Source organism: Ruegeria haliotis (assembly GCF_013377785.1).
Classification (GTDB): Bacteria; Pseudomonadota; Alphaproteobacteria; order Rhodobacterales; family Rhodobacteraceae; genus Ruegeria; species Ruegeria haliotis.
Map to the genome: position 1 here is coordinate 177,848 of NZ_JABXWT010000001.1, position 17,863 is coordinate 195,710.

At 57.4% G+C, this 17,863-nt stretch carries 16 protein-coding genes; 11 read left to right on the forward strand and 5 right to left on the reverse strand.

All coding sequences use genetic code 11. The annotated features are described in order from the left end of the window. Nucleotides 1-98: 98 nt before the first annotated feature. Nucleotides 99-719, forward strand: coding sequence for a 30S ribosomal protein S4 (gene rpsD / locus HW561_RS00880; protein WP_176861338.1), 621 nt, complete (start codon nucleotides 99-101; stop codon nucleotides 717-719). A 135-nt stretch (nucleotides 720-854) separates the two neighbouring features. Here rpsD and HW561_RS00885 read toward each other — a convergent pair whose 3' ends face one another. Next, the gene (locus HW561_RS00885) at nucleotides 855-1,316 is read right to left on the reverse strand and encodes an Lrp/AsnC family transcriptional regulator (protein ID WP_176861339.1); all 462 of its coding nucleotides are present in this window, start codon (nucleotides 1,314-1,316) and stop codon (nucleotides 855-857) included. A 102-nt stretch (nucleotides 1,317-1,418) separates the two neighbouring features. Between HW561_RS00885 and HW561_RS00890 the strand changes: the two genes are divergently transcribed. From HW561_RS00890 to HW561_RS00905, 4 genes are all read left to right on the forward strand, one after another. Continuing rightward, nucleotides 1,419-2,834, forward strand: coding sequence for an aminotransferase class V-fold PLP-dependent enzyme (locus HW561_RS00890; RefSeq protein ID WP_176861340.1), 1,416 nt, complete (start codon nucleotides 1,419-1,421; stop codon nucleotides 2,832-2,834). A gap of 63 nt (nucleotides 2,835-2,897) precedes the next feature. Continuing rightward, nucleotides 2,898-3,983 carry a histidinol-phosphate transaminase gene (gene hisC, locus HW561_RS00895; protein WP_176861341.1) on the forward strand — a complete coding sequence of 362 codons (1,086 nt, stop codon included), beginning with the start codon at nucleotides 2,898-2,900 and terminating at the stop codon, nucleotides 3,981-3,983. Continuing rightward, nucleotides 3,980-4,900 (forward strand): prephenate/arogenate dehydrogenase family protein, encoded by a 921-nt coding sequence (locus HW561_RS00900; RefSeq protein ID WP_176861342.1) that lies wholly within the window; start codon nucleotides 3,980-3,982, stop codon nucleotides 4,898-4,900. Before hisC ends, HW561_RS00900 begins: the two co-directional genes overlap by 4 nt. Further along, on the forward strand, nucleotides 4,897-5,757 hold the full coding sequence (locus HW561_RS00905) for an extensin-like domain-containing protein (protein WP_176861343.1): 861 nt from the start codon (nucleotides 4,897-4,899) through the stop codon (nucleotides 5,755-5,757). The genes HW561_RS00900 and HW561_RS00905 overlap by 4 nt, the downstream gene beginning before the upstream one ends. On the opposite strand, the gene HW561_RS00910 is transcribed toward HW561_RS00905, so the two are convergent. Then, on the reverse strand, nucleotides 5,754-6,755 hold the full coding sequence (locus HW561_RS00910; RefSeq protein WP_176861344.1) for a DUF2125 domain-containing protein: 1,002 nt from the start codon (nucleotides 6,753-6,755) through the stop codon (nucleotides 5,754-5,756). The two genes, HW561_RS00905 and HW561_RS00910, sit on opposite strands and share 4 nt — an antisense overlap. A gap of 67 nt (nucleotides 6,756-6,822) precedes the next feature. On the opposite strand from HW561_RS00910, the gene HW561_RS00915 reads away from it, so the two are divergent. From HW561_RS00915 to HW561_RS00925, 3 genes are all read left to right on the forward strand, one after another. Further along, the gene (locus HW561_RS00915; RefSeq protein WP_176861345.1) at nucleotides 6,823-7,353 is read left to right on the forward strand and encodes a gamma-glutamylcyclotransferase; all 531 of its coding nucleotides are present in this window, start codon (nucleotides 6,823-6,825) and stop codon (nucleotides 7,351-7,353) included. A 69-nt stretch (nucleotides 7,354-7,422) separates the two neighbouring features. Continuing rightward, on the forward strand, nucleotides 7,423-8,601 hold the full coding sequence (locus HW561_RS00920; protein ID WP_176861346.1) for a biopolymer transporter ExbB: 1,179 nt from the start codon (nucleotides 7,423-7,425) through the stop codon (nucleotides 8,599-8,601). A 3-nt stretch (nucleotides 8,602-8,604) separates the two neighbouring features. Next, nucleotides 8,605-10,284 carry a peptidoglycan -binding protein gene (locus HW561_RS00925; RefSeq protein ID WP_176861347.1) on the forward strand — a complete coding sequence of 560 codons (1,680 nt, stop codon included), beginning with the start codon at nucleotides 8,605-8,607 and terminating at the stop codon, nucleotides 10,282-10,284. Nucleotides 10,285-10,319: 35 nt separating this feature from the next. On the opposite strand, the gene HW561_RS24110 is transcribed toward HW561_RS00925, so the two are convergent. The 3 genes from HW561_RS24110 to gloB all read right to left on the reverse strand — a co-directional run bounded on the left by HW561_RS24110 (nucleotide 10,320) and on the right by gloB (nucleotide 14,644). After that, nucleotides 10,320-11,210, reverse strand: coding sequence for a YHYH protein (locus HW561_RS24110; protein ID WP_176861348.1), 891 nt, complete (start codon nucleotides 11,208-11,210; stop codon nucleotides 10,320-10,322). Nucleotides 11,211-11,378: 168 nt separating this feature from the next. Continuing rightward, nucleotides 11,379-13,703 carry an ATP-dependent Clp protease ATP-binding subunit ClpA gene (gene clpA, locus HW561_RS00935; RefSeq protein ID WP_176861349.1) on the reverse strand — a complete coding sequence of 775 codons (2,325 nt, stop codon included), beginning with the start codon at nucleotides 13,701-13,703 and terminating at the stop codon, nucleotides 11,379-11,381. 173 nt (nucleotides 13,704-13,876) lie between these two features. Continuing rightward, nucleotides 13,877-14,644 (reverse strand): hydroxyacylglutathione hydrolase, encoded by a 768-nt coding sequence (gene gloB, locus HW561_RS00940; protein WP_176861350.1) that lies wholly within the window; start codon nucleotides 14,642-14,644, stop codon nucleotides 13,877-13,879. A gap of 61 nt (nucleotides 14,645-14,705) precedes the next feature. On the opposite strand from gloB, the gene HW561_RS00945 reads away from it, so the two are divergent. The 3 genes from HW561_RS00945 (at nucleotide 14,706) to atpA (ending at nucleotide 17,854) form a co-directional block, all read left to right on the forward strand. Beyond that, nucleotides 14,706-15,440 (forward strand): class I SAM-dependent methyltransferase, encoded by a 735-nt coding sequence (locus tag HW561_RS00945; RefSeq protein ID WP_176861351.1) that lies wholly within the window; start codon nucleotides 14,706-14,708, stop codon nucleotides 15,438-15,440. Between the two features lie 314 nt (nucleotides 15,441-15,754). Next, nucleotides 15,755-16,315 carry a F0F1 ATP synthase subunit delta gene (locus tag HW561_RS00950; RefSeq protein WP_176861352.1) on the forward strand — a complete coding sequence of 187 codons (561 nt, stop codon included), beginning with the start codon at nucleotides 15,755-15,757 and terminating at the stop codon, nucleotides 16,313-16,315. Continuing rightward, a complete protein-coding gene (atpA, locus tag HW561_RS00955; RefSeq protein WP_176861353.1) occupies nucleotides 16,316-17,854 on the forward strand; it encodes a F0F1 ATP synthase subunit alpha in 1,539 nt (512 codons plus the stop codon). Nucleotides 17,855-17,863 lie beyond the last annotated feature (9 nt).

Sequence of the window (17,863 nt, forward strand, 5' to 3'; positions counted from 1 at the left end):
GCCCCTGTAAGGGGATGCCTGTCATGGGGGAGACCCCAAGAGGACAACGCCCTTCATAGTGGCCAATTAAGGCCTCGATCTAACGAAGGAGATCAGCCGTGACCAAACGCACGTCTGCCAAGTACAAAATTGACCGCCGGATGGGTGAAAACATCTGGGGTCGCCCGAAATCCCCGGTCAATCGCCGCGACTATGGCCCCGGCCAGCACGGTCAGCGCCGCAAAGGAAAACTGTCCGATTTCGGCATCCAGTTGCGCGCCAAGCAGAAGCTGAAAGGCTACTATGGCGACCTGACCGAAAAACAGTTCCGTCGCATCTATTCCGAAGCCGAGCGTGTTAAGGGTGACACCGGTGAAAACCTGATCGGTCTGCTGGAGCGCCGTCTGGATGCTGTTGTTTACCGCGCCAAGTTTGTTGCAACCGTCTTTGCGGCCCGTCAGTTCGTGAACCACGGCCACGTCAAAGTAAACGGCCAGCGGGTCAACATCCCCAGCTACCGCGTCAAAGAAGGCGATGTGATCGAAGTTCGCGATAAATCCAAGCAGTTGGCTGTTGTCCTCGAAGCTGCCGCGCTGGCCGAACGTGACGTGCCGGATTACATCGACGTCGATCACTCGAAAATGACCGCGACTTTCGTGCGCGCACCTTCGCTGGGCGATGTACCTTACCCGGTGATGATGGAGCCAAACCTGGTCGTCGAATTCTACGCGAAGAACTAATCTTCGCCGACCTTCTCAAAGTTTCAGAGCCGCGCCAAAGCGCGGCTCTTTCTTTTTCTGATCTCAACTTGTCCCTGCAGGATAATGTCTGCCGCGCCTCACTTTTGAATGCTGCGCCTGCTGTTTCTTGCGTCATCAGATCGGCAGAGGGCGTCCTTCGGCAATGGCTTCCATCGCAAAATACGAGGTCACGCTGTCCAGCTCGACCTTTTCGATCAGGCGCTGATAGACCTTGTCATACGAAGTCATGTCTTGTGTGACCACTTTCAACTGATAGTCGTAGTCCCCACCAATCCGATGGAAATCCACGACTTCCGGGATCGTCAGCACGTGGCTGCGGAACGCTTGCAACCATTCGGCCGAATGATGCCGTGTCCGAAGCATGACAAAAACCACAAGGCTCAGCCCCAGTTTCTCGCGCGCAATACGCGCGGTGGAGCCCAGTAGCACCCCATCATCGTTCAGCGCCTTTAGGCGACGCCAGCAGGCGTTTTGCGACAGGCCGACTCGGTCAGCCAGCTCGCGTTGTGACAACGTGGCATCCTTTTGCAGCTCTTTAAGGATACGCGTGTCGATTTGATCTAATTTTGAAGCCATTTCTTATCATATGACACAAAACTTCGAAAATATACGCAAAACTAGGTGAAGTTTTTGTACTGCTGATCAATCACATTGGTTATGTAGTAAGGAGCCGATGCCATGACCCTGTCCAATTTCCGTGCAGAAATCCAATCCACCACTCATAATTCCACTCTGCGCGATGGGCTGATCGGAGAGAACGTTCTGATTCCGGGTCTGCATGGGGACGTTCCGCTTGTCTACGCGGATTACGTCGCTTCGGGCCGCGCATTGCGGCAGGTCGAAGACTTTGTGGCGCAGCATGTGCTGCCGTTCTATGCCAACAGCCACACCGAGGCTTCTTACTGCGGTTCTTACATGACACGTCTGCGTCGCGAGGCGCGTGCCGAGATAGCCCGCATTGTTGGCGCGAGGGGAGAGGACGCGGTGATCTTTGCCGGGTCCGGTGCCACTGCGGGGCTTAACCGGCTGGTCAGCCTGTTGGGAGTGGAAGAGGCTGACCGGCCGGTTGTTTTAATCGGTCCATATGAACATCACTCGAATATTTTGCCGTGGCGCGAAAGCAAGGCAGAAGTCATCGAAATCCCCGAAGCGCAAGGCGGTGGCCTTGATCTGTACGCGCTAGAGAATGCGTTGATTGCAAATGAAGACGCGGATCTGGTGATCGGGTCGTTTTCAGCTGCATCCAATGTCACCGGGATTATCACTGACCCGGATCCGGTCGCGCGGCTGCTAAAGGCCCATGGTGCGGTGGCCGTCTGGGATTATGCCGGGGGTGGGCCTTACCTGCCTATGGATATGGGCCCTGAAGATGCGCGCAAGGATGCAATTGTGGTCTCGCCGCATAAATTCCCCGGCGGACCAGGGGCATCTGGTGTATTGGTCGTCAACCAAAATGCGGTACGACGCACATGCCCCAGCTTGCCGGGTGGTGGGACCGTCAGTTTTGTCTCGCCTTGGCGACATGACTACAGTGCGGACCTGTCCACGCGCGAAGAGGCCGGAACGCCTAATGTTATCGGTGACATTCGCGCTGCCCTTGCCTTTATCGTCAAAGATGTCGTGGGCACGGATGAGATTGCCAAGCGCGAAGCATTGTATAACCAAATGGCGCTGGACGGGTGGAAGGACAATCCGAACCTGACCCTGTTGGGTACTGAGAACCCGCATCGTCTGCCGATCTATTCTTTTCTGGTTCGCGATAATGCAGGCCAGCCGGTACACCAGCAGCTGTTCACGCGGATGCTCAGCGATATTTACGGTATTCAAGCCCGCGGTGGCTGCGCCTGCGCAGGGCCATATGCGCATCGTCTGCTGGACATCGACCGCGCAACGTCCGAAAAGTTGCATACGGCCTTGTCGGCGGGGGAAGAGATGAAAAAGCCCGGCTGGGTACGTCTGAACTTCTCGTATCTGATGAGCGAGGAGACAGTTCAGTTCATCATCGACAGCGTCAATGATCTGTCCCACCGAACAGAAGAATATACGCCATTTTACGGCGCTGACCCGGCGACGGCCCGCTTCAAGGCGGCCTGAGGGAATTGCCGCTTTTCTCAACGCATTGAGACGGGTATGAGGGGCCCATTCAAGGAGCTTCTCATGACCCAAATCACTCCACAACCCGGCATTATGGACATCGCGCTCTATCAGGGCGGCCAGTCGCATGTGGCAGGGGTGGAGCATGTCATTAAGCTGAGCTCCAATGAAAACCCCTTTGGCCCCAGCCCCAAGGCCATCGAGGCAGTGCGCAACAGCGCGGGCACCCTGCATCGTTATCCCAGCACTGATCATGCCGAACTGCGCGCAGCAGTTGGGGAACGCCACGGGTTGGACGCTGCGAGGGTCGTCTGCGGTGTCGGTAGTGACGAGGTGCTGCAATTCGTGGCCCAAGCCTATGCCGGGCCGGGCGATGAGGTCATTTATACCGAGCATGGGTTCTCCATGTATCCGATCATCGCGCGGATGGCCGGGGCGACACCTGTCATGGTGGCCGAGCGAGCCCGCAAGGTTGATGTAGATACCATTCTGGCTGCGGTTAACGGACAGACCAGAATTGTCTTTGTCACCAACCCCGGCAATCCGACTTCGACCATGATCTCCGACGCGGAATTGGAGCGTCTTGCCGATGGTTTGCCCGCGCATTGTTTGATGGTTCTGGACGGCGCTTATGCCGAGTTTGTCGATGGGTTCGACGGCGGCACGTCATTGGTGGATCGTTTTGAGAACGTGATCATGACGCGTACCTTCTCGAAGGTGTACGGTCTGGGTGGCATGCGGGTTGGCTGGGGCTATGCCTCGAAATCGATCATCGATGTACTGAACCGCGTGCGTCAGCCCTTTAATCTGTCGCTGACCGCATTGGCCGCAGCCGAAGCTGCCGTCAAGGATGAAGAGTTTCTGGCTTTTTGCCAGGCCGAGAATGCACGCTTGCGTGTTTGGATGACCGGAGAGTTGGCAAAAATCGGGGTGCCATCGGACCCGTCTTGCACGAATTTCATTCTCGCGCGCTTTGCTAATCAGACCGAGGCCGAGGCCTGCGATGATTACCTCAAGACACAGGGTTTGATCGTGCGCCGTGTTGCGGGTTACAACCTTCCGAACGCCTTGCGGATTACCGTGGGCGACGAAGAAGCCTGCCGCCGCGTTGTTGCGGCGATTACCGCGTTCAAAGGGGGCGCCGCATGAGCCAGATATACGACCGTGTGGCGTTGATCGGGCTTGGCCTGATCGCATCATCCATGTTCTGGGCAATCAAACGCGCCGGGCTTGCTGGGGAAGTAACAGGCTATGCCCGGTCCGAGGCTACGCGCGATACAGCCCGTCGGATCGGTTTGTGTGACCGCGTCTGTGATACTGCGCAAGAGGCGGTCGAAGGTGCTGATTTGGTGGTGCTTTGTGTGCCCGTCGGAGTGATGGGTGCTGTTGCGCAAGACATCGCGCCGGTTTTAAAACCGGGCGCGACTGTTTCGGATGTAGGGTCCGTCAAGCGCAGCGTCATTCAGGCAGTGGAGCCGTATATCCCCGAGGGCGTTCACTTTATCCCCGCGCACCCTCTGGCGGGGACGGAACATTCCGGGCCGGAATCCGGTTTCGCGGAATTGTTCGACAACCGGTGGTGCCTGTTGGTGCCTGTCGAAAGTTCTGACCCAGACGCGATAGCCCGACTGCGCGCACTTTGGGAAGGCATGGGGTCAAATGTGGACGAAATGGATGCAGATCACCACGATCTGGTTCTGGCCGTGACCTCGCATGCACCGCATCTGATTGCTTACACGATGGTGGGCGTGGCGGATGATCTGCGTCGGGTGACCGATAGTGAAGTGATCAAATACTCAGCCGCTGGTTTTCGCGATTTCACCCGGATTGCCGCGTCCGACCCGACCATGTGGCGCGATGTGTTTCTGACCAACAAGGACGCAACGCTAGAAATTTTGGGACGCTTCACCGAAGAACTTTTTGCCTTGCAACGGGCAATTCGAACTGGTGATGGCGAGCAACTGTTTGACTATTTCACCCGCACACGCGCGATCCGGCGTGGAATCATCGATGCGGGTCAGGACACGGACGCACCCGATTTCGGGCGAGGCAAGACAAACCAATGAACGGGCTCTGGGGACGACTGCTGATTGGGATTGCGGCCATGTATGCCGCCGCATCTCAGGCCGCGCCGCCAGAGCAATCTCTGATCCCGGTCGCGCGGCCCGTCGCATATTCAGGTGGGGTTCCGTTGATTTCTGCACTGGCACTGAGCGGATCAGAACCGCTGGTCACCATCCCCAAACTGCGACCAGAACAGCGCCCCGCCTCGCCTCAGGTCCTTGCCGTGGCCGCGCGTCCTGCAGAATTGCCGTTGCTTGGGCCGGATACGTCTTTGATGCCTTATCTGAGGCCCAAGTCTCTGGAGCAAGAAGTCTTGTTCAAAAAACGCAAGCTGCGCAAGGGATCGGTCTGCGGAGACATTGCCATTCAGGGTAAACCTGTCGGTTCGGTGCCCGGTAAGATCAATGCGTGCGGGATCAAGGATGCAGTGAAAATCACCTCGGTCTCCGGTGTGCAGCTGAGCCGCCCTTCGACTATGGATTGCGGTACGGCGATTGCCCTGAACAAATGGGTCGATAAAACCGTCAAACCAACCTTCAAGCGACGCGGACCTGTCGTCCAGTTGCAGGTGGCGGCCCATTACGCGTGCCGCACGCGCAATAACCGCAAGGGCGCCCGGATTTCCGAACATGGCAAGGGTCGCGCCATCGATATTTCGGGTTTTGTCATGGCGGATGGCGCGGTTGTGACCGTGCTCAATGGCTGGCGCAAGAACCCATCGCAAAAACAACTCAAAAAAGTGTGGCGCGGAGCCTGCGGACCGTTCGGTACCGTTTTGGGGCCAAATTCAGACCGCTATCATCGCGACCACTTTCACCTGGACACGGCTCGCTATCGTAGCGGGCCGTACTGTCGTTAACGCAAAATCAGTCGCGGCGCGGGCCCCAGAGGGATTGGACCCAACGCAACGAATCCGTCGCGGAAATTCAACAGCAGGTCTAGCGCGTTTGGATTTCCCCCAAGACCGGCCAGAAAATTCAAGGCTGTTGTCACCGGATCCACCGCCTGATCGGGCAGGGCGCCAGCCGCATTGGCCATGGCAATCATGTCCCGCCAGTTTTCGGCTTTGACCGCAATCTCACCAGTCGGGATACCCTGTTCATCAACATCAAGCTCTCCGGTCGCGAACAACCTCAGCTCGCCCCACTTGATTTCGGCCAGATTCAGGTCAACTGCGACCGGTTGCGGCCTGCTTTCTTCCAGAGCGCTCCGATCCCAGGGCTTGTTAAAAGTGGCTGTCATATTCAGCTCCAGCGTTTCGAACGCCTGAGGAAGAGACGTGGCCGAGCGCATCAGATCCCGCAAATCCTCGCCAGGTGTGAAACCATCCAAATGTGCGGTAATCGCGTAGGCTTCGGGTATGGTGGTCTGTTCCATCACGAGGCCAAAGGTGTCACCAGCCGCTAAAGCCTCGGTATTGTCGGTGACGGACCAGGGTCCAGCGGTCAGAGCCATTTTCTCGAGCACAAGCGCGACGCCGGGCTGCAACTGCAGTTCTGCTTTCAGGTCGTTGGCTTGAATTGTTGCCGTCTGGTCGAAGTAAGACAAACGTTGTGCGGTGTCCGCAAAGCGCAGCACCTGACGCCCAGGCCAAATTGCCGGGCTCTGGAATTCAATCCAATCGGCGCTCCAGGCGGTACCATTGACCGGGTCGGCCAAGGCGGGGTTGTTCAACCGGGTCATGTGATGGGTTGGATATCCGGCGGTTGCAACGCCCGAGAAATCGGCCTGCCAACCCAGCTCTTGTTGTTGGTCGAACCATGCCGTGATGGCGTTGCGCAGGCCATAGCCTGCGATGAACCAGTAGGCGCTCCATGCGACAACTACAAAAATCAACACTCGTATCAGACGGCGCATGTGGAATGGCCCTTTTTCCTGCCTTGGAATTGATGTTTATAGGCGCAAACGGGCAAGGACCAGTGCAATGACGATGTGGGTTTTCGGATATGGATCACTGTTGTGGAACCCCGGGTTTCCGGTGGCCCGCAGTGAGCATGCAACATTGCACGGCTATGCCCGGTCTTTCTGCATGAGTTCGATCCACCATCGCGGAACAGAAGAAAATCCGGGCCTTGTTTTAGCATTGGATGAACAGACGGACGCAAATTGCACTGGTCTGGCTCTGGCGGTTGAAACAGGGCATGAAGAACGCACATTGCACGAATTGCGTGAGCGCGAATTGATCTCGTCCGCTTATGTTGAAAAGATGCTGGACGTGCACCTTGGCGAAGGTGAGGTCGTCAATGCCGTTACTTACGTGATCGACGCCCATCACGCGCAATATTGTGGCGGTATGCCGTTGGAGGATCAGGCCCGCATTATTGCTCAGGCGATCGGCGGGCGCGGACCGAATACCGAATATCTGTATAACACAGCCGAACATCTGGCAGAGATCGGGCTACGCGATCCGGATCTTGAGTGGTTGTCGCAACGGGTGCGGACCCTTACCGCATAAACCCTTGGCGTCACCGGCGGAACTTCGCTAGATTCAGGCCAGAGCAGGCAAATACCGGGAACAACGCGCATGGCGCAGGCACATCAGGGCGCGAGACCCCAATTCTCGCATCCCATTCGTCAGATTGTGATGATGTTGATCGCAATCGGGCTGTCGGGGCTGGGTGTCTTTATGGCATTGCCCTACGTACTGCCGGTCTTTTATGCGAACCCGTATCTGAACGGCTTTATCCTGATGGTCTTTGCCATCGGTGTGTTCGCCTGTTTCTATCAGGTGACGCAGCTGATCGGCTCGGTCCGCTGGATCGAAGCGTTTGTCGGCGGGGTTGTGCGTGAAGATGCAAGGACGCCGCAACTGTTGGCGCCTTTGGCCTCACTGCTGCGGGAAAGGCGCGCGCGGTCGCAGATCAGTTCCACATCGACGCGGTCGATTCTGGATTCGGTCGCCGAGCGTGTGGAAGAAGAACGTGAGATTACACGCTATATCACCAATGTCCTGATCTATCTGGGTCTTTTGGGCACGTTCTTCGGCTTGGCAACGACGGTGCCTGCCATCGTTGACACGATCCGCAGCCTGAACCCACAGGACGGCGAAGAGGGCTTGGCCGTATTCAACCGGCTGATGACCGGGCTTGAGGCGCAGTTGCAGGGCATGGGCGTCGCATTTGGGTCGTCTCTTTTGGGTCTTGCGGGGTCTTTGATCGTGGGTCTGTTGGAAGTCTTCGCGGGTCACGGTCAAAACCGGTTTTACCGCGAACTCGAAGAATGGCTGTCTGGCATCACCCGTGTTGGTTTCGCGTCGGGTGAAGAGGGCGGTGCCGAGATCGCCGTGTTGACGCCAGTTCTGGACGCAATGTCCGAGCAGATGGATGCTCTGCAAAACCTGTTTTCAGCACAAGAATCCGAACGCGCAGAGGTTTCAGCCAAGCTTGGGCAACTGGTGGATACGATAGGGGAAATGAACCAGCGTCAGGCGGACAGCGAAGGTGTCACTGCCGCGCTGGAACGTGTGGCTCTGGGTCAGGACGCTTTGCTGGATCATATGCGCGATCATGGCGCCGGCGACAGTATTGATGCGGAAAGCCGCATGCGCCTTCGTTCGATGGATGTTCAGTTGCTGCGCATTCTCGAAGAGATTTCAGCAGGCCGTCAGGAAAGCATGAACGAGTTCCGTAAGGACATCGAACTGCTGGTCAAGGCAATGACCTTACCGCGCGGTGTGATACGTAACGTTTCGGAAGGAGAATAACCAATGGCCCTGTCCCGTCGCACCGGTCAACGGTTCCAGGGCTCGGTCTGGCCCGGATTCGTGGATGCGATGACGGGTCTGTTGATGGTGCTGACCTTTGTCCTGACCATCTTTATGGTGGTTCAATTCGTCCTGCGAGAAACCATCTCGGGGCAGGAGGATGAACTGACCGCACTTGCGGATGAAGTTGCAGCCTTGGCCGGGGCATTGGGTCTGGAAGAACGCGAGAACAGTCGCTTGCAGGCCCGGCTTGGGGCGCTCAATACCACTCTGACCCGGGCCGAAGATGACTTGGCGCAGGCGCAGACACGCATTACCGATTTCGAAGCGCAAGTCGCGGCCTTGCTGGCTGATCAGGAGCGGTCGCTGGGGAATATCGCAGCTTTGGAAAGCCAACGCGAACAGCTGCTGACCGAACAAGAGGCCCTGAACCTTGCGCTAGCGCAAAGCCGCGATGAAATTGACGCTCAGGCCGAGGCGGCGCGTTTGGCTGCTGCGCGGCGTGAAGCGCTGGAAGCTTTGGTAACCGATCTGGAGCAGAGCGGCGAAGCGCGCGCGGCACAGATTGCGGAGTTGGAGCAGCAGCTCAGCGACGAAGAAGCGACGCGGCTGGCCGAAGCGGCTGCGGCGGAAAACCTGCGCAACAGGCTGCAGAATGCCGATGCGGAGCTGACGGCCATGACGTTGGCACTGGAAGCGCAGCGTAAAGAAGCAGAGGACACATTGACCCTGCTAGCCGCCGCACAAGCCGCCAAAGCCGAACTTGAGCGGCAGTTTGGTGCGTTGAACAACGAAGAATTACGGGCGCAACTACAGGCTGCGCTGGCCGCCCAAACGCAGGCACAGACCGAGGCCGAAACGCAAAGGTCGCTGGCCGATGAGCGTGAGGCGTTGCTGGCAGTCGCGCGTAGTGCAATCTCGGCAGAACAGACTATATCCGCAAAGGCGCAGCGCGAGGCTGCCTTGCTGAATCAGCAGATTGCCGCCCTGCGCGGGCAGTTGGGATCGCTGCAGGCTTTGCTGGATGATTTCGAAGATCGCAACGCTGCCGCCGACATTCAGATCCAAACATTGGGTCAGGATCTGAACGCTGCGCTGGCCCGTGCCGCCTCGGAAGAACGGCGGCGGCGCTTGCTGGAGGAAGCGGAACGCATTCGTCTTGAGGCCGAAGCCGAAGCATTGGCGGGGCAAAATCAGGAACTGACGGCTCAGGCCGAGGATCTGCAACGCTACCGCTCTGAGTTCTTTGGGCGGCTGCGGGATGTTTTGGGGGATCAGGACGGCGTGCGGATCGAAGGGGACCGGTTTGTCTTTTCATCCGAGGTGCTGTTTGCCACCGGTTCGGCTGTGCTGTCTGCCGAGGGCCGGCGGGAGGTCGCCAAGGTGGCCGATATCTTGCGCGTGGTGGCGGCGGAAATCCCGTCCGGCCTGAACTGGGTCATTCGGGTCGACGGCCACACGGACAATGTGCCGTTTGCAGGATCAGGCAGATATCGCGACAACTGGGAGCTCAGCCAAGGCCGGGCCTTGTCGGTTGTGCGCTACATGGTCGATGCACTGGGCATACCTCCGAACCGCCTGGCGGCAAACGGATTTGGTGAGTTCCAACCCGTCAACCCCGCTGACACCCCGGAGGCGCGAGCACAGAACCGGCGGATCGAGTTGAAACTTACTGAGAGGTAAAGGAACACTCATTCCCAAAGGACGGCCTGTCAGGCTTATCGTCGGCCGAACCGAAAGCTTGGGTCTGGTGTGCCTGTAAAACACCGTGGGACGACCGGATAATCCTTGGTCAGAAAATAGGCATAAGTTCCGTCTGGGTATTCGGTGGAAACCGTAAACGCGCCATTGCAATGATCCAGAGTGCCGTGACCTTGGACATAGGAATAGTCTTCGTTGAAGGTACCATCGTAGCGGCCAGTCGGCGCGTTGCCGCCCGGGCGACTACCTGATTTCAATCTATAGGATGATGTCAATTCGGTCACCTGTCCGTTGACCACACCCGTCATGGCATAGATCGGAAACCCGTCAGCAGCGTAGCCGATTAACGGCGAGTGACGGGTCGGAGACCAATCCAGAAGTTCGACGAGTCCCGATGGAATTCCGTGATAATGGTATTTTCCATTCGGCTGAACATGCGCGTAGTTCGCATCAAGACCCAGTGCAATTGCTCCGCCCAAAGTGTTGTACGACCAGCCAGACTGCGGGTTGCCCTGCCAGAACTCAGCCGCCAGCGGATCGAAAACCACCCCATTGAGTGAAACGCCAAAGTTCCAGCCCATATGCAGCCGCGTCACGGCTCCAGCTGAAGTCGGCGTCGTGGGTATGCTCAGTTTGACTTTCTGCTTTGAGATCTGATGCGGATTGCCTCGGTTAGGGAACTGACCGACCAGATGATCAGGAATACCATTGGCAGACAGGCGGAGCTTTGACTTGCTTTCCTTGATTGTCGAACGACTGGTTCCGGGATCAACCGTCGCAGGTACAAGCCTCAGCGGTCTGGCCTCGATTTCATCATGATAGCGAAACCGGTGTTGGGCGGTTGCGATGACTGCGATGGCGGATACCGCAAAAGCGGTACCCCAGATGATTGCAATTTTCTTTTTCACTCCCCTATTCCCCTGTTGGTTGGATATGGGGTAAAACGACGCCCGGCTAAATTTCCGTCGGTCTGATGTCAAAATACCTTTGAGGATTATTGCATTCGTGTAGCCAAAAACGAAAACCCCCGGCGATTGACTGTCGCCGGGGGTTTCGTGGTGTAGACTGTTTTCAGATCAATCGGCTGTCAACAGCGGGGGTTTGTCGCCTGGAATACGCCGTTGATCCGGACCCAGAATTTCCAGATCCAACTCGCCTTTCTTGATCGACACACGTACGATCCCGCCTTTTGCCAGTTTTCCGAACAAAAGCTCTTCGGCCAGCGGCTTCTTGATGTGTTCCTGGATCACGCGACCCAGCGGGCGGGCGCCCATTTTGTCGTCATAGCCCTTGTCGGCCAGCCATTCGGCGGCTTTGGCTGTCAGGTCGATGGTAACACCCCGATCCAACAACTGCGCCTCTAACTGCAGGACGAATTTCTCGACTACCTGCAAGATGACTTCTTTCGGCAGCGGCGCGAAGGAAATCACCGCGTCCAGACGGTTGCGGAATTCGGGTGTGAACATCCGCTCGATGGCAGCAGTATCTTCACCTTCGCGGCGATCACGGGCAAAGCCGATGGCGGCCTTGGCCTGTTCCTGCGCACCCGCGTTCGAAGTCATGATCAGAACCACGTTGCGGAAATTCACCGTCCGGCCATTGTGATCGGTCAGCTCACCGTGGTCCATCACCTGCAACAGGATATTGAACACGTCCGGGTGAGCCTTTTCGATCTCATCCAGCAGCAGGACACAATGTGGGTGCTGGTCGACCCCGTCGGTCAGCAGGCCGCCCTGATCAAAGCCGACATACCCCGGAGGCGCGCCGATCAAACGGCTAACTGCGTGCTTCTCCATGTATTCCGACATATCGAAGCGCAGCAGTTCTACGCCCAGCGTATCCGCAAGTTGCTTTGCCACCTCGGTCTTACCAACGCCAGTGGGTCCGGCGAACAGGTAATTGCCGATGGGCTTTTCAGGTTCACGCAAACCGGCGCGAGCCAGTTTGATCGCACTCGCCAGAGCCTCGATGGCCAAGTCTTGCCCGAACACCACTCGTTTCAGCGACGCTTCGAGGTCTTTCAACAACACTGCATCGTCTTTGGTGACGTTCTTGGGTGGGATGCGGGCGATCTTGGCAACCACCGCCTCGATCTCTTTCACACCGATGGTCTTGCGGCGCTTGCTTTCCGCAACCAGATGTTGGGCTGCACCGGCCTCATCAATCACGTCGATGGCCTTGTCCGGCAGTTTGCGGTCGTTGATATAGCGTGCGGCCAGTTCCACAGCCGTCTTGATCGCGTCGGCAGTGTATTTGATGTCGTGATGCTCTTCGAAATACGGCTTGAGGCCGCGCAGAATTTTGACGCTGTCCTCAACAGACGGCTCGTTCACGTCAATCTTCTGGAACCGACGCGCAAGTGCGCGGTCTTTTTCGAAATGCTGCCGGAATTCCTTGTACGTGGTCGAGCCCATCGTACGCAGCTTGCCGCCCTGTAGGGCAGGTTTCAGCAAGTTCGACGCATCCATCGCGCCACCAGATGTTGCACCGGCGCCGATCACCGTATGGATCTCGTCAATGAACAGCACCGCGTCCGGGTGCTCCTCCAGCTCAGTCACAACGGCTTTGAGACGTTCTTCGAAATCACCGCGATAGCGGGTGCCTGCCAGCAGCGCGCCCATATCAAGTGAGTAGATCGTGGTGTTGGCCAGCACTTCGGGCGCTTGCCCAGCGACGATCTTATGGGCCAAACCTTCGGCAATGGCTGTTTTACCCACGCCTGGATCCCCGACCAGCAGCGGGTTGTTCTTACGACGGCGACAGAGCACTTGAATGCAGCGCTCGACCTCGTCGGACCGTCCAATCAGGGGGTCCACATCACCTGCGCGGGATTTCGCGTTCAGGTCGATGCAGTATTTCCCCAGTGCACTTTCCTTTTGCTCGGCCTCGCCAGAACCGGACTGAATTTCTTCCTCGACCTGATCCGCTCCGGACACAGACCGGCTTTCGCCGTAAGCTGGGTCTTTGGCAACACCATGCGCGATGAAGTTTACCGCGTCATAGCGGGTCATGTCTTGTTCCTGCAGGAAATAGGCTGCGTTGCTTTCGCGTTCTGCAAAGATTGCAACCAGAACGTTTGCCCCGGTCACTTCGGTGCGGCCAGAGCTTTGTACGTGGATTGCAGCGCGCTGAATAACGCGCTGGAAGGCCGCTGTTGGTACCGCTTCAGAACCGTCGATATCCGTAACAAGATTCGACAGATCTTCGTCGATGAATTCGACCAATGTGCTGCGTAACTCTTCCAGATCGACGCTACACGCTTTCATCACGCGGATGGCGTCCGGCTCTTCCAGAAGCGCCAGCAGCAGATGCTCTAGCGTCGCGAATTCATGTCGCCGTTCATTCGCAGCCGCCAGGGCCGCGTGGATGGCTTGTTCTAGTGTGCTCGAGAATGAAGGCACGCGGGTGCTCCTCTGTCTTGGGTCAGAAGGGGGCGGGCTTCGGCCGGATCCCCATCCCAACCATGTCCTCATACTATTAGAGTTTGGTTGATCGGCGCCCGGCTTCAAGGGTTTTCTTTCACTTGACAGTCACATTTCCTGTGACCGTGGCCGTGAAGAGGGGCAAATAGGCATTAATAGTGGTCTTTTCTACCCCGAATTTCTGCAAAGACCGCCGCTGGGTCAGAATCTTTCATACCCAGGTGGGCCTGAATCGCCGGATTACCAGCGCGCAGAAAGGGATTTGTGGCCTTTTCCAGGACCAGTTTTGAGGGCACTGTCGCTTCCCCTGCGGCGCGGGCGCGTTCAATATCCGCGGCTCGGTTCTGCAATGCGGTATTGTCGGGATCGATGGTCAGTGCAAATCTGGCGTTGGACTGGGTGTATTCGTGGCCGGAACAGACCAGAGTATCATCGGGCAGGGCGCTCAGTTTGCTCAGAGACTGCCACATTTGCGCGGGCGTCCCTTCGAACAATCGACCGCATCCAAGGGCCATCAGGCTGTCGGCCGTAAACACAACCAAGCTTTCGGGCATGTGAAACGCGACATGCCCGAGGGTGTGGCCGGATGCGTCCAGAACGTGCACCGGTTCGCCGGCGATATGAAACGTGTCGCCTTCGGCCACCTGTACATCCAGTGCGGGCAGCCGGTGTGCGTCCGCTGCGGCACCGATGACTTTGGCCGGGTGTTTGTCCAGAATACCTTGGAGCCCATCCACATGGTCCCAATGATGGTGGGTCAGCAGCACGTGGCTCAGGGTCCAGCCCCGCGCGTCCAACTCTTGCAGAATGGGCCCGGCTTCGGGCGCGTCGATCAGGGCGGTCTGGCCACTGACCGCATCGTGCGCCAGAAAGGCATAATTGTCGCTGAGGCAGGGAATGGTGACGATCTCAAGAGGCATGGCCTTTTGCCCTTTCGTTGCTAGACTGCGCCCAGCTAAGCCGATTGACCGGGTGTTCGCAATGCATCTTGATGTGCAGGATCTGAGGAATTTTTACTATCGCAGCACGCTGGGGCGGGCAGCGCAGGCTGCCATTCGCGGACGCGTCCTCGATCTGTGGCCCGAGGCCAAGGGGCAGACGGTTGCAGGCTTTGGTTTTGCCGTGCCGCTGTTGCGGCCTTATCTGGCGGATGCGCGTCGCGTGATCGGCTTGATGCCGGGTCCGCAAGGAGTGATGCCGTGGCCTGCGGGGATGCCCAATGTGTCCGTTTTGACGGAAGAAACCCTTTGGCCCATTGAAACCGGGCATGTGGACAAGCTTGTGGTCATGCACGGGTTGGAGACCTCTGAGCGTCCCAGCCAATTGCTTGAAGAATGCTGGCGCGTGTTGGGGCCCGGTGGCAGAGCCCTGTTTGTCGTGCCAAACCGGACAGGACTATGGTCGCGGTCGGACCGCACACCGTTTGGGTTTGGCCGCCCATATTCTGCGTCGCAGCTGGAAAGTCAGCTTAAGGCACATCATTTCGTGCCCGAGGCCCATTGTTCTGCCCTATATCTGCCCCCTTCGTTCCGGCGGTTCTGGCTAAAGTCCGGCAACCTGATTGAAAAGACAGGTCAGCGCATTCCAACGGTCATGGCGGGCGGTGTTCTTATCGTTGAGGCAAGCAAGCTTATTCGACCACCAGGCGGTACCGTGACCAAAGACACCGCCAAGCGCCCGATCAAGGCACTGGATGGCCTGCTCAAACCGGCATGATGTGACGGGACTGTAGGCGCTGCCGTGGGAGAGCAAAGCTGAGGGAAAAAAGCCACAGGAATCGCAAAAACCTGCACTTTAGTAACATTTTTCAACCCGGTTAGCGCGTCCAAAGGGTCGCACTTATTGTAAGTATCTGAAAAGTAACGTTTTGTGGATAAGGCCGTTACCGCTATACTATATTGCTAGCTGGGTTCGGCTCTGCTACATCCCCGGTGATTTTGATCCCCGCCCTAAATGGACGGGGTTTCTTCACGCCCCCGGGGTAGCTGCCGCAACGCGAATTCGGGGCCTAAAATATCGGAAGGGTGGACGTGTCCGAACCAGCTTCGATTTCCACAGGCATTGCTCAGCGCTATGCCACGGCGATTTTCGAGATCGCCAAAGAGAACAACGACCTTTCAGGTCTGGAATCCGGCATCAATGATCTGGCAGCAGCTTTGGGCGAAAGCGCCGATTTGCGCGACCTGATTGCGTCGCCGCTGATTTCGCGCTCCGAACAGGAAGCGGCGATTATCGCGATTGCCGACAAGATGGGCCTGCACGCCATCCTGCGCAACACGCTGGCTTTGATGGCACAGAAACGCCGCCTGTTTGTCGTACCGCAGCTGGTACACGTTTTACGTGAAATGCTTGCTGATGAGCGTGGTGAAGTGACCGCCGATGTCGCGTCTGCCAAGACGCTGACCAAGACTCAGATGGAAAAACTGTCCAAAACGCTATCCGAGCGTGTGGGCAAGACTGTGACAATCAATACGACCGTCGATGAAAGCCTCATTGGCGGTCTTGTCGTTAAAGTGGGCTCGAAGATGATCGATAGCTCGATCCGCTCCAAGCTCAACTCCCTACAGAATGCAATGAAAGAGGTCGGATAAATGGGAATCCAAGCTGCAGAGATTTCTGCAATCCTGAAGGACCAGATCAAGAACTTTGGTCAGGAAGCTGAAGTAGCCGAGATCGGCCGCGTGCTGAGTGTCGGTGACGGGATTGCCCGTGTATACGGCCTGGACAACGTGCAAGCCGGTGAGATGGTCGAATTCCCCGGCGGCATCATGGGCATGGCCCTGAACCTGGAAAGCGACAACGTCGGTGTCGTTATCTTCGGGTCCGACCGCGACATCAAAGAAGGTGACATCGTTAAGCGCACCGACTCGATCGTGGACGTTCCGATTGGCAACGGCCTGCTGGGTCGTGTTGTTGACGGTCTGGGCAATCCGCTGGACGGTAAAGGCCCCATCGAATCCACCGAGCGCGGCGTTGCTGACGTCAAGGCGCCGGGCATCATCCCGCGTAAATCGGTGCACGAGCCGATGGCGACCGGCCTGAAATCGGTTGACGCGATGATCCCGATTGGCCGTGGCCAGCGTGAGCTGATCATTGGTGACCGTCAGACCGGTAAGACCGCCGTTGCTCTGGACGCGATCCTGAACCAGAAAACCGTGAATGAAGCAGCTGGCGACGATGAGTCGAAAAAGCTGTACTGCGTTTATGTTGCGATTGGTCAAAAGCGTTCGACTGTTGCTCAGCTGGTGAAGAAACTGGAAGAATCCGGCGCGATTGATTATTCGATCGTTGTGGCTGCAACCGCGTCTGATCCGGCGCCTATGCAGTTCCTGGCACCTTACGCCGCAACTGCGATGGCAGAATTCTTCCGTGACAATGGCCGTCACGCGCTGATCATTTATGATGACCTGTCGAAACAGGCTGTGTCTTATCGCCAGATGTCGCTTCTGCTGCGTCGTCCGCCCGGACGTGAAGCTTATCCTGGCGACGTTTTCTACCTCCACTCCCGCCTGCTGGAACGTTCGGCCAAGCTGAACGAAGATTTTGGTGGTGGATCGCTGACTGCTCTGCCAGTTATCGAAACCCAAGGTGGTGACGTTTCGGCGTTTATTCCGACCAACGTGATCTCGATCACCGACGGTCAGATCTTCCTGGAGACCGAGCTGTTCTATCAGGGCATCCGTCCTGCTGTGAACACCGGTCTGTCGGTTTCGCGTGTGGGTTCCTCGGCTCAGACCAACTCGATGAAGTCGGTTGCTGGTCCTGTGAAACTGGAGCTGGCTCAGTACCGTGAAATGGCTGCGTTTGCGCAGTTTGGTTCCGACCTCGACGCCGCAACCCAGCAGCTGCTGAACCGTGGTGCGCGTCTGACCGAGCTGATGAAGCAGCCACAGTACTCGCCGCTGACCAACGCCGAAATCGTCTGCGTCATCTTTGCGGGCACCAACGGTTACCTCGACAAGATCGACGTGACAGATATTGGTCGCTACGAGGCTGGCCTGCTGGCGCACCTGCGTGGCAAACATGCTGACCTGCTTGGCTGGATCACCAACGAAGATCCCAAGATCAAGGGCGATGCTGCCGATAAGATCAAGGCTGCGCTGGACGAATACGCCGCAACCTTCGCTTAAGGGAGAGGC

Excerpts from the sequence above, each read along its gene's own strand:
- HW561_RS00925 (WP_176861347.1), top strand. The coding sequence starts at position 8,605 with ATGGCCCTGTCCCGTCGCACCGGTCAACGGTTCCAGGGCTCGGTCTGG.
- HW561_RS00905 (WP_176861343.1), top strand. The coding sequence starts at position 4,897 with ATGAACGGGCTCTGGGGACGACTGCTGATTGGGATTGCGGCCATGTAT.
- HW561_RS00900 (WP_176861342.1), top strand. The coding sequence starts at position 3,980 with ATGAGCCAGATATACGACCGTGTGGCGTTGATCGGGCTTGGCCTGATC.
- HW561_RS00915 (WP_176861345.1), top strand. The coding sequence starts at position 6,823 with ATGACGATGTGGGTTTTCGGATATGGATCACTGTTGTGGAACCCCGGG.
- HW561_RS00920 (WP_176861346.1), top strand. The coding sequence starts at position 7,423 with ATGGCGCAGGCACATCAGGGCGCGAGACCCCAATTCTCGCATCCCATT.
- gloB (WP_176861350.1), bottom strand. The coding sequence starts at position 14,644 with ATGCCTCTTGAGATCGTCACCATTCCCTGCCTCAGCGACAATTATGCC.
- HW561_RS00890 (WP_176861340.1), top strand. The coding sequence starts at position 1,419 with ATGACCCTGTCCAATTTCCGTGCAGAAATCCAATCCACCACTCATAAT.
- hisC (WP_176861341.1), top strand. The coding sequence starts at position 2,898 with ATGACCCAAATCACTCCACAACCCGGCATTATGGACATCGCGCTCTAT.
- HW561_RS00885 (WP_176861339.1), bottom strand. The coding sequence starts at position 1,316 with ATGGCTTCAAAATTAGATCAAATCGACACGCGTATCCTTAAAGAGCTG.
- HW561_RS00945 (WP_176861351.1), top strand. The coding sequence starts at position 14,706 with ATGCATCTTGATGTGCAGGATCTGAGGAATTTTTACTATCGCAGCACG.
- HW561_RS00910 (WP_176861344.1), bottom strand. The coding sequence starts at position 6,755 with ATGCGCCGTCTGATACGAGTGTTGATTTTTGTAGTTGTCGCATGGAGC.
- atpA (WP_176861353.1), top strand. The coding sequence starts at position 16,316 with ATGGGAATCCAAGCTGCAGAGATTTCTGCAATCCTGAAGGACCAGATC.